The organism is Chitinimonas koreensis (genome assembly GCF_014353015.1).
In the GTDB taxonomy this organism is placed as follows: Bacteria; Pseudomonadota; Gammaproteobacteria; order Burkholderiales; family Chitinimonadaceae; genus Chitinimonas; species Chitinimonas koreensis.
In genome coordinates, this window is record NZ_CP060704.1 from 4,055,386 (window position 1) to 4,069,111 (window position 13,726).

Annotated in this window: 10 protein-coding genes; 8 read left to right on the top strand and 2 right to left on the bottom strand. The window is 68.7% G+C overall.

All coding sequences use genetic code 11. The features are described from left to right. Positions 1-180: 180 nt before the first annotated feature. Positions 181-618, top strand: a complete 438-nt coding sequence (locus H9L41_RS17000) for a cupin domain-containing protein (RefSeq protein WP_084299810.1) — start codon at positions 181-183, stop codon at positions 616-618. A gap of 316 nt (positions 619-934) precedes the next feature. Here H9L41_RS17000 and H9L41_RS17005 read toward each other — a convergent pair whose 3' ends face one another. Beyond that, complete coding sequence (locus H9L41_RS17005) at positions 935-3,163, bottom strand: PhoX family protein (protein ID WP_028444797.1); 2,229 nt, start codon at positions 3,161-3,163, stop codon at positions 935-937. 196 nt (positions 3,164-3,359) lie between these two features. On the opposite strand from H9L41_RS17005, the gene H9L41_RS17010 reads away from it, so the two are divergent. From H9L41_RS17010 to H9L41_RS17025, 4 genes are all read left to right on the top strand, one after another. After that, positions 3,360-3,722 carry an FKBP-type peptidyl-prolyl cis-trans isomerase gene (locus H9L41_RS17010; RefSeq protein ID WP_051318699.1) on the top strand — a complete coding sequence of 121 codons (363 nt, stop codon included), beginning with the start codon at positions 3,360-3,362 and terminating at the stop codon, positions 3,720-3,722. Positions 3,723-3,865: 143 nt separating this feature from the next. Next, positions 3,866-4,639 (top strand): DUF2189 domain-containing protein, encoded by a 774-nt coding sequence (locus H9L41_RS17015; protein WP_028444799.1) that lies wholly within the window; start codon positions 3,866-3,868, stop codon positions 4,637-4,639. Positions 4,640-4,858: 219 nt separating this feature from the next. Beyond that, entirely contained in the window at positions 4,859-5,803 is a 945-nt protein-coding gene (locus H9L41_RS17020; RefSeq protein WP_028444800.1) for an NAD(P)-dependent oxidoreductase, read from the top strand. A gap of 14 nt (positions 5,804-5,817) precedes the next feature. Next, positions 5,818-6,402: a GNAT family N-acetyltransferase gene (locus tag H9L41_RS17025; protein ID WP_051318700.1), complete on the top strand. Its 585-nt coding sequence runs from the start codon at positions 5,818-5,820 to the stop codon at positions 6,400-6,402. A 93-nt stretch (positions 6,403-6,495) separates the two neighbouring features. Here H9L41_RS17025 and H9L41_RS17030 read toward each other — a convergent pair whose 3' ends face one another. Beyond that, a complete protein-coding gene (locus H9L41_RS17030; protein ID WP_028444801.1) occupies positions 6,496-7,128 on the bottom strand; it encodes a TetR family transcriptional regulator in 633 nt (210 codons plus the stop codon). Positions 7,129-7,515: 387 nt separating this feature from the next. Between H9L41_RS17030 and H9L41_RS17035 the strand changes: the two genes are divergently transcribed. From H9L41_RS17035 to H9L41_RS17045, 3 genes are all read left to right on the top strand, one after another. After that, positions 7,516-8,748, top strand: coding sequence for an efflux RND transporter periplasmic adaptor subunit (locus H9L41_RS17035; protein ID WP_211236800.1), 1,233 nt, complete (start codon positions 7,516-7,518; stop codon positions 8,746-8,748). A 141-nt stretch (positions 8,749-8,889) separates the two neighbouring features. Further along, on the top strand, positions 8,890-12,063 hold the full coding sequence (locus H9L41_RS17040) for an efflux RND transporter permease subunit (RefSeq protein WP_028444803.1): 3,174 nt from the start codon (positions 8,890-8,892) through the stop codon (positions 12,061-12,063). Next, the gene (locus H9L41_RS17045) at positions 12,053-13,465 is read left to right on the top strand and encodes an efflux transporter outer membrane subunit (RefSeq protein WP_034605920.1); all 1,413 of its coding nucleotides are present in this window, start codon (positions 12,053-12,055) and stop codon (positions 13,463-13,465) included. The genes H9L41_RS17040 and H9L41_RS17045 overlap by 11 nt, the downstream gene beginning before the upstream one ends. Positions 13,466-13,726 lie beyond the last annotated feature (261 nt).

Below are 13,726 nucleotides of genomic sequence, written 5' to 3' on the forward strand. Positions count from 1 at the left end.
CCGAACATCCGCCCCGCGTGCGCACGAAAACGTGCCCACCCTGCACGGCTACGTCAACGACCATGCCGCCGGCCGCGCAGCACGCGCGCAAATCGTCTAGATTGAGTCGCGATCCGCACCAGGCTTCGCGCGGCCTGCCATGACCGTCGCCCGTCCCATCCGCTCATCCGGAGACCAGCAATGTCCTCCTTCCAGCTGACCGCCGCCCTCGTCGCCGCGCTCGCGCTCAACGCCGCCGCGTTCGCGCTCGACTCCACCCCGGCCGTCAAGGCCACCACCATCCTCAAGGCCAGCCAGAGCTGGGACGGCAAGCCGCTGGCCTATCCGGCGGGCCAGGCCGAGATCACCGGCATGATCATCGAGATCGCGCCGGGCGCCGAAACGGGCTGGCACCTGCACCCGGTGCCTTCGTTCGGCATGGTGCTCGAGGGCGAGCTGGAGGTGCGGCTGAAGAACGGCGCGACCAACCGGCTCAAGGCCGGCGACACGCTGGCGGAAGTGGTCGATACGCTGCACAACGGCCGCAACGTCGGTGCCGGGACGGTCAAGCTGGCGATCTTCTATGCCGGCGCGGTCGGCGGGGCGCTGACGGTCAGGGAGCCGGTGGCGGCGCCGTAAGGCGTTTACGGCAAAGGGCCGGCTCACGCCGGCCTTTTACATAGGACCACATTCGATCGATTCCAGGCGCGCCGCCCTTCCCTTCTCCCGTACACGGAGAAGGTGGTCCAAGGACCAGATGAGGACTGTTCTTCGTAGAACCAGCCCTCACCCTACGCCGGGCGCCCCCAACCCCTCTCCCGCGCGCGGGAGAGGGGCTTAATTGCCCGCATTGGCATCAGCTAGCGACGTCGTTCACATAAGAAAAGGCCAGCTCACGCTGGCCTTTCTTTACCGCCGTATCGCATGCCGGCCGCAAAGGGCCGGCACATCACCATCAAATGCCAATGGTGCCGCCGTCGGTGCGGGTAATCACCACCGTGGCCGAACGCGGCCGCGCGGTGCCGCCCTGCGGCCAGTGGCTCTCGTACTTGCTCGGGTCGCCCAGGTCGGCCGCCTTGGTGTTCTCACCGGGGTGCTGGATATTGACGAACAGGGTCTTGAAGTCCGGCGTCTGGGCGATGCCGGTGATCTCGCAGCCCTTGGGGCCGACCAGGAAGCGGCGCAGCGAGTCGGCGCTCGGGTTCTTGCCCTTGCGCGTGGTCACTTCCAGCGTGTTGGCGCCGATCTTGTTCATCACGTTGGCGCTGCCGCCGTCGCCGACCTGGCCCGGCAGGGCGGCCAGCATCATGCAGTTGGTCACGTCGGTGTAGGCGCCGTCGTCGGTCTGGATCCACAACAGGCCGTTCTGGCCGAACCAGATGCCGTCCGGGCTCGACATGTCGTTCTCGGCCGTCAGCGACGACAGGTTGACCGCCGCATCGGCGTCGGACTGGGCGGCGAACAGGTAGATGTCCCACTTGAAGGTCAGCGACGCCGGATCGGCACCGTCTTCGGCGGTGCGGATGATGTGGCCGTTGACGTTGCCGGTCTGGGTGGCGGCGCCCTTCACGTCCTCGTAGGCGCGCGGGTTGGCGGCGTCGGGCAGCAGCTTGCTGCCGCTGGCGCCGGCCACCACGCGGTTGGAGTTGTTGGTCAGCGTGAAGTAGACCTCGCCGTTCTTCGGGTTGACCGAGCACCATTCCGGCCGGTCCATCTTGGTCGCGCCGGCGGCGTCGGCGGCCAGGCGGGTGTTGACGCAGATGTCGGCCAGGCTGGCGAAGGTGTAGCCTGCGTAGCCCGCGATGGCGGCGTTGGCCATGGTCAGCGGGATCCACTGGCCGCTGCCGTCGGCGCCGAACTTGGCGACGTAGAGCGTGCCCTCGTCCAGGTACTTGTCGCCGGCGGCCATGCCCTTGTCGGCGTCGGCCGCATCCCACACGGCCTTGGAGACGTACTTGTAGATGTACTCGTTGCGCGAGTCGTCGCCCATGTAGAACACCACCGGCTTGCCGGCCACCGGCTTGGCGTAGACCGCGCACTCGTGGGCGAAGCGGCCCAGGTGGGTGCGCTTCTTGGCGCCGGCGCCTGCGTTGTAGGGGTCGATCTCGACCACGTAGCCGAAGGTATTGGCTTCGTTGCGGAAGTCGTCGGTGCCTTCGGGGCTGGTGCCGAGCTTGGCGATGTTCCAGCGCGTGTAGGCGTCGGTGTTGCCGGCGGTGTGCCAGCCGTTGCCCTTGGCGCCTTCGGCGATGCCGTAGCGCTTGAGCGCGGCGACTTCGTTGGCGCTGCGCACGGCATCGTCGCCGGTGGCGCGGGCGAAGTAGAAGGCCCAGTTTTCCTCGCAGGTGAGGAAGGTGCCCCACGGCGTGTCGCCGGTGGCGCAGTTGTTCAGCGTGCCGCGGGCGAAGTCGCCGCCGGTCGCATAGGCGGTCTTGACATGGGCCGAGCCCTTGACCGGGCCGGACAGCGCGAGCGGCGTCTGGGCGGTGTAGCGGCGGTTGTAGTTGGAGCTACGGTTGAGCGCGAACTTGCCGTCGGTCTTGCGGATCTCGATCACCGAGACGCCGTGGGCGGCGATTTCCTTGTCGACTTCAGCCTGCGGCCGCAGGCCGGCCACCGTGGTCGGGCCGTTGGCATGCAGGAAGACGGCCGTAATGTTCTCGTGGTTCATCGCCAGGAGGCCGCGGTCGGTGCTGGCCGCGTCGCGGGCGGTGCCGGCGGCGTTGAGGCCGAACCAGTTCATGCCGTCGTGGTGGTCGCCGGCGCGGAAGTCGAAGCCGACGTCGGTGCCGTCGTTCTTGTAGGCGGCGGTGGCGTTGTTGATCGGGTCGCCGGCGGCGTAGATCACCTGGTAGCTGTAGCCGTCCGGCAGCGTCAGCGCATCGTTGACGTTCTTGGCCACGGCGTTGAAGTTGAACTTGGGCGCGGGGACCGGCGTGGGGGTCGGGGTGGGGGTCGGCGTCGGAGTGGGCGTCGAATCGCCGTCGCTGCCGCAGGCGGCGAGGCCGGCGGCGCCGAAGCTGCCGAGCAGCAGGGCGGACGCGCCGCCCATGCCGCCGCGCAGGATGCCGCGGCGGCTCAGCCGCGCGTTCAGCACGCTGTCGAAGCTCGGGTTGCCGCTGTCGTTGGTGCCGATCTCTTCCAGCTCGATCGGCTGCTCGCCGTGACGGTCGTGTGCGCTCATCTTTATCACCTTGGTTCGGGAAGTGGGGTACGGATGCAAGGTGGGCGAGCATAGACAGCGCGTGTTACGTCCCGCTGACGGCTCCATGACAAAGTGCTTAAGCCGCGGCGAATCTGGCTTCGCCCGCCATGCGGGAGGCGTGGCGGATGTCCCACCGAGTGCGCCGAGGATTTTTCATCGCGGCGGGCCGCGGCGTATGATCGCGCCGTTCAAACGCAAGGAAATCCACGTGACCGATACCCTCATCATCGAAGAACTCAGCGTCGGCGAAGGCGCCGAAGCTCAGGCCGGCCAGGAAGCGACCGTGCACTACACCGGCTGGCTCACCGACGGCCGCAAGTTCGATTCGAGCAAGGACCGCGGCATCCCGTTCAGCTTCCCGCTCGGCGCCGGCCACGTGATCAAGGGCTGGGACCAGGGCGTGCAGGGCATGAAGGTCGGCGGCGTGCGCAAGCTGACCATCCCGCCGCAGATGGGCTACGGCGCCCGCGGCGCCGGCGGCGTGATCCCGCCCAACGCCGTGCTGGTGTTCGAAGTCGAACTGCTCGGCCTCGAGTAAAGCCAGACCGATGGCGGCCCTCCCGGGGCCGCCATTTTTCCATCCGCATCCCGAACCGCTGTCCCGAACCGCGCAACAGAACACTGCAACCCGGCACGACCTCCCTGTCCGACCCGCCCACATAAAAAATCGAGGAGACTCAGATGGCGGAAACACTCGACGAAGCGATCCCGGCCGCGCTCAACCCGCGCGTGCGCGACCTGCCCTGGCACACCCCCTTCATCTGGCTACGCCGCGCGCTCGGCGACGTGCGCGCCACGCCGACCGGCCTGATCTTCTACGGCGGCGCCTTCGTGGCGATGGGCTGGTGCATCCGCCGGCTGTTCGGCTACGCGCCCGAACACACCATGACGCTGATCACCGGCTTCCTGATCGCCGGCCCCTTCCTCTGCCTCGGCCTCTACGAGATCAGCCGCCGCCACGAAACGGTGGCACGCGTGAAGCTGCTGCCCACGCTGACCGCGCTGCGCGCCAACCCGGCCGGCATCGGCCTGTTCGCCATCGTGCTGGCCTTGCTGGTGGCCGGCTGGATGCGGGTGTCGGTGGTGGTGTTCGCGCTGTTCTTCACCGAGAACGTGCCCGACCTCAAGCTGATCCTGTCGCCGCACTTCCTGACCGAGGAGAACACCACCTTCCTGGCGGTCTGGCTCGGCTCGGGCGCGGTGTTCGCGCTGCTGGCCTTCGCCATGTCGGTGGTGGCCATCCCGGTAATGCTCGACCGCGACGCCGACACCTTCACCGCGATCTTCGCCAGCGTGCGCGTGTGCCTGGCCAACCCGGCCTGCATGCTGACCTGGGGCACGCTGATCGTGCTGCTGACGCTGGCCGGCTTCGCGCTGTGGGGCGTCGGCGTGGCCTTCACCGTGCCGCTGGTCGGCCATGCCACCTGGCATGCCTACCGGGCGCTGATCGAGTAGCCGCTTCAGGCCACTGCTCCCGTTCCGGTCCCCGTAGGTCGGGCTTTACGCCCGACAGCGACCTTGATTAGCAGCGCTGTCGGGCATGAAGCCCGACCTACCGATCCAGTTCGCGCCTTCGAAGAGCGGCCGAACGCAACGCGCAAGCCGGCACGCAGCAATGCCCCACGGGCCGCCGATCACGTAGCATCGACGGCCACTCCCCACCGGATCGCCGCCATGTACCGCATCGTCTTCCTCGACCGCGCCAGCCTGCCGGTCGCCGTCCGCCGCCCGGCCTTCGCCCACGACTGGGCCGAATACGACGCCACCGCCCCCGAACAGGTGATCGAACGCTGCCTCGACGCCGAGGTGGTGATCAGCAACAAGGTGCGGCTCGACGCCGCCGCGCTGGCCGCGCTGCCGCAGTTGAAGCTGATCGCGGTGGCCGCCACCGGCGTCAACAACGTCGACCTGGCCGCCGCCCGCCGGCACGGCATCGCGGTGGCCAACATCCGCGGCTATGCCGAACACAGCGTGCCCGAGCACGCGCTGATGCTGATGCTGGCGCTGCTGCGCAACCTGCCGGCCTACCAGCGCGAGCTGGCGGCCGGCGCCTGGAACGCCTCGCCGCACTTCTGCCATTTCGGCCCGACCATCCGCGACCTGCACGGCCGCACCGTGGCCATCGTCGGCGCCGGCACGCTGGGCCGCCGCAGCGCGGAACTGGCGCGCGCCTTCGGCGCCGAAACGCTGTTCGCCGAGCATCGCGGCACGGCGACGGTGCGCGACGGCTACACCGCGTTCGACGAGGCGCTGGCGCGGGCCGACGTGCTGAGCCTGCACTGCCCGCTGACCGAGGCCACCCGCAACCTGATCGGTACGGCCGAGCTGGCGGCGATGAAGCCGGACGCCATCCTGGTCAACACCGCCCGCGGCGGCCTGGTCGACGAGGCCGCGCTGCTGGCGGCGCTGCGTGCGGGCCGGCTGGCCGGCGCCGGCGTCGACGTGCTGCACGAGGAACCGCCGCGCCAGGGCAATGCGCTGATCGAGGCCGGCCTGCCGAACCTGATCGTCACGCCGCACGTCGGCTGGGCCAGCTTCGAGGCGATGAGCCGGCTGGCCGCGCAGCTGGTCGACAATATCGAGGCCTGGGCCGACGGCAGCCCGCAGAACCTGGTCTGAGGAGGAAGCACCGCATGGACGATCCGCTCGTCATCCATCCGCTCGACGCCGGCCGGCTGGCCGACCACCTGCATTTCTTCGATCACGACGCCTTCGCCGACAACCCGCGCTGGGCCTCCTGCTACTGCCACTTCCTGCATGCCGACCACGACGCGCGCGACTGGAACAGCCGCGACGCGGCCGAGAACCGCGCGGCGATCATTCCGCTGGTCGAGCAGCGGCGCTATCGCGGCTACCTGGCCTATCGCGGCGGCAAGCCGATCGGCTGGTGCCACGCCGGCCCCAAGGCGCTGACCCCGGCGCTGCTGGACAGCCCGGCCGACGCCGACCCGCGGATCGGCGCGATCGGCTGCTTCGTGGTGGCCAAGCCCTGGCGCGGCCAGGGCGTGGCCCGTGCGCTGCTGGCCCGTGCGCTGGCCGACTTCGCCGCGCAGGGCTTCGCCTGGGCCGAGGCCTTCCCGCAGCGCGAAGCGGCCGGCGAGGCGGCCAACCACTGGGGGCCGCTGACCATGTACCTGGCGGCGGGTTTCGAGATCGTGGACGAGCGGCCGGATGGCGGCCTGACGGTGCGCAAGCGGCTGGCGGAAGCCGGCTGCTGACACGACGCTGTCAGTAGCCTGCCGCCATGCTGGCGCCGGTGGATTCAACCCGGAGGCGGCATGGCGGCGATGAACAGCAATGGCGGCAGGATGTCAGGACGGCGGCAGCGGCGGCGCGTGCCGCAGGCCGGCGTAGAAGGTCGCCATCAGCCAGTCGGCCCGCGCGGCGAGGTCGAATTCGCGCAGTTCGAGCCATTCGCGGATGCAGCCGATGATGAAGCTGTTGAGCGCGAAGGCGGCCAGGTCGCAGTCGAGATGGGCCGGCAGCTGGCCGAGCGCCTGCGCCGCGCGCAGCACCGTGGCGAGCTGGCGGCGGCAGGAGGCGGCGCGCTCGGCCTCCTCGGCCATCACCTCGGCGGCCACTTCGGAGAACTCGGTCTTGAACAGGATGATCTCGAACACCTGCAAGAGGTGCGGGTCCTCGGCCACCTGGCGCAGGATGCGCGCGCCGTCGCGCGTCAGGCAGCCGAGCGGATCGTCGCCCGGCTCCGCGGCCAGCGTGTCGAGCATCGCCTGCATCGGCAGGCAGGCGCGGTCGCACATCGCCTTGAAGACGTCGGTCTTGTTCTTGAAATGCCAATAGATCGCGCCGCGCGTCATGCCCGCGTCGCGCGCGATGTCGTCGAGCGTGGCGCGCGTCACGCCCTTGTCGTGGAACACCCGTTCGGCCGCGTCGAGCAGCTGTTCTCGGGTCTGTTCCGCCTGTTCCTTGGTTCGTCTTGCCATGATCCGATTTTATATTGCGCGGCGGTCAAAATCGCGTCGCAGCGTCTTCCCTATCATGCCGGCAGCGCCATGGCGGCGATGCGGCACGTCAGGTCGGTCGCGTCCGAACCGATTTTAATAACCCCAACGTCAGCAATGTTTACAAACATACGTGTATGTATCTAAAATCCGCATCGACGTCAAATCCGGAGGACGTTCCGCTGGACATCTGCTGACCGAAACCAGCTCCGCCGCCCCGCCCCTCCCGTCGTGATACCTCGTCGACGGGCCCCGGAGCTGGCGGTGAACGGCCGTGCTTCCTATGCTGTCCGATTGTGCTGTCCAAACCTGCGTCGCCGGAACGACCCACCCCTTTCCAGCTTTTTGAGAGGACTACTAAGAATGAGAATGCCCGCGTCTCGTCCCACCCTGTCCCGCGCGCTGCCGTTCGTACCGGCCGTGCTCGGCGTCGCCATCCTGGCCGCCTGCGGCAAGGGCCCGGAGCAGCACGGCGGCGGCTTCCCGCCGCCGCAAGTCACTTATGAAACCGTCGCGCCGCGCGACGTGCCGGTCGAATTCGAGTACCCGGGCCAGACCGCCGGCTCGCGCGAAGTCGAGATCCGCGCCCGCGTCACCGGCATCGTCGACCGCCGCCTGTACGAGGAAGGCAGCCGCGTGACCAAGGGCACCGCGCTGTTCCGCCTCGACCCGGCGCCGTTCGCCGCCGCCGCCGCGGCCAGCGAAGCCAACGTGGTCACCGCCGAAGCCCGCCTCAAGCAGGCCGAGCGCGACTACAACCGGCTCAAGCCGCTGATCGAAGCCAAGGCCGTCAGCCAGCAGGAATTCGACAACGCGGCCTCCGGCCTCGACATCGCCCGCGCCGCGCTCAAGGCCGCCCAGGCCCAGCACAACAGCAGCCGCATCGACCTCGGCTACACCGACGTGCGCGCGCCGATCACCGGCGTGGTCGGCCGTGCGCTCAAGGTCGAAGGCTCGCTCGCCAACGCCCAGGGCGACAGCCTCCTGGCCACCATGGCGCAGACCGATCCGATCCACGTCAACTTCTCGCTCTCCAACGCCGACCGCAACCGCGTGCAGGCCGAGGTCGAGGCCGGCACGCTCAAGCTGCCGGAAGGCGGCTACGTGGTGAAGGTGAAGAACGCCGGCGGCCAGATGGTCAAGCAGAGCGGCAAGCTCGACTTCAGCGACTACAAGGCCGACGCCAACACCGGCGCCTACTCGAGCCGGGCCGAACTGCCCAACCCCAAGGCCGAGCTGGCGCCGGGCGAGTTCGTCCGCGTGGTGCTGACCGGCGCGGTGCGCCCCGGCGCGATCGCCCTGCCCCAGCGCGCGGTGCTCGACGGCCCGACTGGCAAGTACGTCTACCTGGTCGGCAAGGGCCAGGACGGCAAGCCGGCGGCCGAGATGCGGCCGGTGGTGCCGGGCGACTGGGTGCGGCTCGAAGGCGCCGACCCCAACGGCTGGATCATCAAGCAGGGCCTCAAGGCCGGCGACAACGTGATCGTCGACGGCGTGGCGCGCATCTTCATGCCGGGCCAGCCCATCGTGCCGATGACCGCCGCGCAGGCCGCCGCCGCAGCCAAGCAGCCGCCGGCCGGCGCGCCCGCCGCCAAGCCCTGAGGCGAATCACAGCTTTGAGCCCCTCGCCGACCGCCGGCCCGGTGCCGACCGCCAGACCGCACCCCCGCCCGGGGCGCGTGCTGTCGCCGCCGCCGCGCCGCGCTCGCGAGGGAATCGGATACGGCTCATAGGAAACGATCCATGTTCTCCCGCTTCTTCATCGACAGGCCCATCTTCGCCTTCGTGATCTCGATCTTCATCGTGATCGCGGGTCTGGCGGCGATGCGTGCGCTGCCCATCGCGCAATACCCCGAAATCGCCCCGCCGGTGGTCACCATCCGCGCGTTCTACCCGGGCGCTTCGGCCGAGACCATCGCCGAAACCGTGGCGGCCCCGATCGAAAACGCCGTCACCGGGGTGGAAGGCATGATGTACATGTCGTCCACCTCGACCTCGAACGGCGCGGTCGAGATCACCGTCACCTTCGAGATCGGCACCAATGCCGACAATGCGGCGGTCAACGTCAACAACCGCGTCAAGCAGGCCGACGCGCGCCTGCCCGAGGAAGTCCGGCGCCAGGGCGTCACCGTCGAGAAGGGCTCGTCCGCCTTCCTGCAGGTGCTGGCCTTCTACTCGCCCGACGGCAAGTACGGCGATCTCTACACCTCGAACTACATCACGCTCAACGTGCTGGATTCGATCAAGAAGATCCCCGGCACCACCGGCGTGCAGATCTTCGGCGCCAAGGACTACGCCATGCGTATCTGGCTCAAGCCCGATCGCATGACGCAGCTCAAGGTGACCGTGCCCGAGGTGGCGGCCGCGCTGGCCGAGCAGAACGCCCAGTTCGCCGCCGGCAAGATCGGCCAGTCGCCCACCGGCGGCGGCCAGGAGATGGTCTACACCATCACCGCCAAGGGCCGGCTGTCGACCGAGCAGGAATTCGAGAACGTCATCGTGCGTTCCAATTCCGACGGCAGCCAGCTGCGCCTGAAGGACATCGCCCGGGTCGAACTCGGCTCCAAGGACAACGACTTCAACGGTACCTACAACGGCCGTCCGGCCGTGCTGATGGGCGTGTTCCTGCAGCCGGGCGCCAACGCGCTCGAGGTCGGCGACGAGGTCAAGGCCACCGTCGCGCGGCTGGCCGAACGCTTCCCGGCCGGCATGACCTACGCCATCCCCTACGACACCACGCGCTTCGTCGAGGTATCGATTCAGGAGGTGGTGAAGACGCTCGGCGAAGCCATGGTGCTGGTGTTCCTGGTGGTGTTCCTGTTCCTGCAGAACTGGCGCGCGACGCTGATCCCGACGCTGGCGGTGCCGGTATCGCTGATCGGCACCTTCGCCGGCCTGCAGATGCTGGGCTACTCGATCAACACCCTGACGCTGTTCGGCATGGTGCTGGCCATCGGTATCGTGGTCGACGATGCGATCGTGGTGCTCGAGAACGTCGAGCGGATCATGCACGAGCAGCATCTCCCGGCGCGCGAGGCCGCCATCCTGGCCATGAAGGAAGTGACCGGCCCGGTGATCGCCATCGTGCTGGTGCTGTGCGCGGTGTTCGTGCCGATCGCCTTCCTCGGCGGCCTGACCGGCGAGCTCTACCGGCAGTTCGCGGTGACCATATCGATCGCGGTGGTGCTGTCCGGCCTGGTCGCGCTCACCATGACGCCGGCGCTGTGCGTGCTGATGCTCAAGCGCGAGCACAAGCAGACCGCCCGCTTCTTCCTGTGGTTCAACGACTGGTTCCACCGCGTCACCGGCCGCTACATCGGCGGCGTCACCTTCTTCATGAAGCGCTCGCTGCTGGGCATCTTCCTGTTCCTGGGCATGGTCGCGATCACCGTCGGCATGTTCAAGATCACGCCGAGCTCGCTGGTGCCCGACGAAGACCAGGGCTACTACATCGGCGCGGTGTTCCTGCCGGACGGCGCCTCGCTCGAGCGCACCGACAAGGTGGTGGCCGAAGTCATCAAGGCGATCCGTTCCAACCCGGCCAACGAGCACGTGATGGCGTTCAGCGGCATGGACTTCATCGGCGGCGGCTTCAAGAACAACGCGGCGACCATCTTCGTCACCCAGAAGCACTGGGACGAGCGCAACGTCACCACCCAGCAGCTGGTGGGCGAGCTGTTCATGAAGACCGGCGGCATCAAGGAGGCGCTGGTGCTGGCCTTCAACCCGCCGGCGATCTTCGGCCTGGGCAATACGGGCGGCTTCGAGGTCTACCTGCAGAACCGCGGCGAGGGCGGCACCAAGAAGCTGGTCGAAGCCATGGGCCCGCTGATCGGCGCCTCGCACCAGAACCCGGTGCTGGCCGGCGGCGGCGGCCTGCAGACGCTGTGGAAGCCGAACGCGCCGCAGCTCTACGTCGACGTCGACCGCGACCGCGCCAAGGCGCTCGGCGTACCGCTGAACGATGCCTTCAACACGCTGGCCGGCACGCTCGGCACCTACTACGTGAACGACTTCAACAAGTACGGCCGTGCCTGGCAGGTCCTGATGAGCGCCGACACGCAGTACCGCAAGCGTCCCGAGGACATCGGCCGGCTGTACGTGAAGAGCCAGCGCGGCGAGATGGTGCCGCTGTCGGCCTTCGCCAAGGTCGAATACAGCTCGGGCCCGGACACGGTCGACCGCTACAACAACCTGCCGGCCGTGAAGTTGATGGGCAACGCCGGCCCCGGCTACTCCTCGGGCCAGGCGATCGCCGCCTTCGAGCAGATGGCCAAGCAGGTGCTGCCCAAGGACGTCGACTACGAATGGACCGGCTCGGCCTTCCAGGAGAAGAAGGTGTCGAGCGCCTCGATCATCGCGCTGGCGCTGGCGGCGGTCATGGTGTTCCTGATCCTGGCGGCGCAGTACGAGAAGTGGTCGCTGCCGTTCTCGGTGCTGCTGGCCATGCCCTTCGGCATGTTCGGCGCGCTGGTCGCGGTGCACCTGCGCGGCTTCACCAACGACGTCTACTTCCAGATCGGCCTGGTGACGCTGCTCGGCCTCGCCGCCAAGAACGCGATCCTGATCGTCGAGTTCGCGGTGATGAAGCACCACGAGGGCTATCCGGTGGCGGCCGCGGCGATCGAGGCGGCACGGCTGCGCTTCCGCCCGATCATCATGACCTCGCTGGCCTTCATCCTCGGCGTGCTGCCGCTGGCGATCAGCCACGGCGCCGGCGCCGGCGCGCGGACCTCGGTCGGCACCGGCGTGGTGGGCGGCATGATGGCGGCCACCTTCCTGGCCATCTTCTTCGTCCCGCTGTTCTACAAGCTGATCACCGACCTGCGGCTGAAGACCCCGCCGGAGGAACTGGTGCCGCCGAAGTCCGAAAGCGAATACGGCATCGTCGAAGGAGTGCATCGCGATGAAAAGTAAGCTGATCAAACCGAGCCTGATCGCGCTGGCGCTGGCCGCCGCGCTGAGCGGCTGCGCCACCACCCCGCCGCCGGTGTTCGAATTGCCGGCGCACCAGAGCGAGGCCGCGCCGGCCGAGCTGAACGCCTGGTGGAAGAGCTTCAACGATCCGACGCTGAACGCGCTGGTCGACGAGGCGCTGGCCCACAACGCCGACGTGCTGACCGCGATCGAGACCGTCGGCCAGTCCAAGAGCACGCTGCGCCAGGCCCAGGTGGCGCTGCTGCCCGACGTCAACGTCGGCCTCAACGCCAACCGCAACAGCCCGAGCGACGAGACGGCGCAGCCGGGCCAGGGCGGGACCAACACGGTCTACCGCGGCGGCTTCTCGGTGTCCTACGAGCTCGATCTGTGGGGCCGGGTGTGGAAGGCCAAGGACGCGGCGGCGGCCCAGCTGCTGGCCACCCAGTACGCCCGCGAGGCGACCCGTGCCGCGGTCGCGGCGCAGACCGCCAAGAGCTACTTCGCCCTGCTCGGCCTGGATGCCGACGAGGCGCTGCTGACCCAGACGCTGGCCACCCGCGACGAGGCGCTGACGCTGCAGAAGAAGCGCTACGACGCCGGCGCCTCGAGCGACTACGAGCTGAGCCTGGCGACGGCCGAACGCGCCGCGATCGCCGCCGCGCTGCCGCAGACGGTGGCGGCGCGCGAGAAGGCCGAGTCGGCGCTGGCGGTGCTGCTGGGCCGCACGCCGAAGGAAGTGGTCGAAGGCCGCGTGGCGCGCGGCAACGGCCTGGCGGTGCTGGCCAAGGTGCCGGAGATCCCGGCCGGCCTGTCGGCCGACCTGTTGACCCGGCGGCCCGACGTGCGCCGCGCCGAGGCGCAGCTGGCCTTCGCCGAAGCGAGCCTGGGCGAAGCCAAGCGGCGCTACTTCCCGAGCCTGAGCCTGACCGGATTCCTCGGCGGCGAGAGCCTGGAACTGGGCAACCTGCTCGACAGCACGGCGCGCACCTGGAGCGTCGCCGGCGCGCTGCTGCAGCCGCTGGTGGGCCTGGCCAGGATCGACGCCCAGGTCGACGCCGCCAAGTCGCAGCGCGCCCAGGCCGAGATCGCCTACGCCCAGGCCGCCCGCGCCGCCTACGGCGACGCCCGCGCCGCGCTGGCCGGCCACCGCGCCGCCCGCGAGACGCTGGTCGCCACCGAGGCGCGCGCCGACAGCCAGGGCCGCGTCAAGGCGCTGACCGACACGCGCTACAAGGCCGGCGTGTCGAGCTACCTCGACCTGCTCAACAGCGAACGCGACCGGCTGACGGCCGAGCGCGATCGGGTGAATGCCTTGCAGGGGCGGTTGACGGCGATGGTCGACGTCTACCAGGCGCTCGGCGGTGGGTGGAGCAGCGAGGCGCTGGCGAAGGCCGAGTAGTACGCGTCGCAGCATCGGCATGAAGAAACGGCCACGGTGGAAACCGTGGCCGTCTCTTTTGGGAACGGGGTTGAAGGTGCACTTCCGCTATCAATGACCTAAGAGGTGAGCGAGTGACGGGGAGCGGCAGTGATTCGTGGCTAAAACTACGCTCATGCATGAGTAAGTAACCGTCCCGGGGGGCGTACCAGGCAATCTGTAATTTATTTTACCCTAGCCTAACGCCCCAAGGTCCGTATGCCGTCAAATTAGGTTCCATTA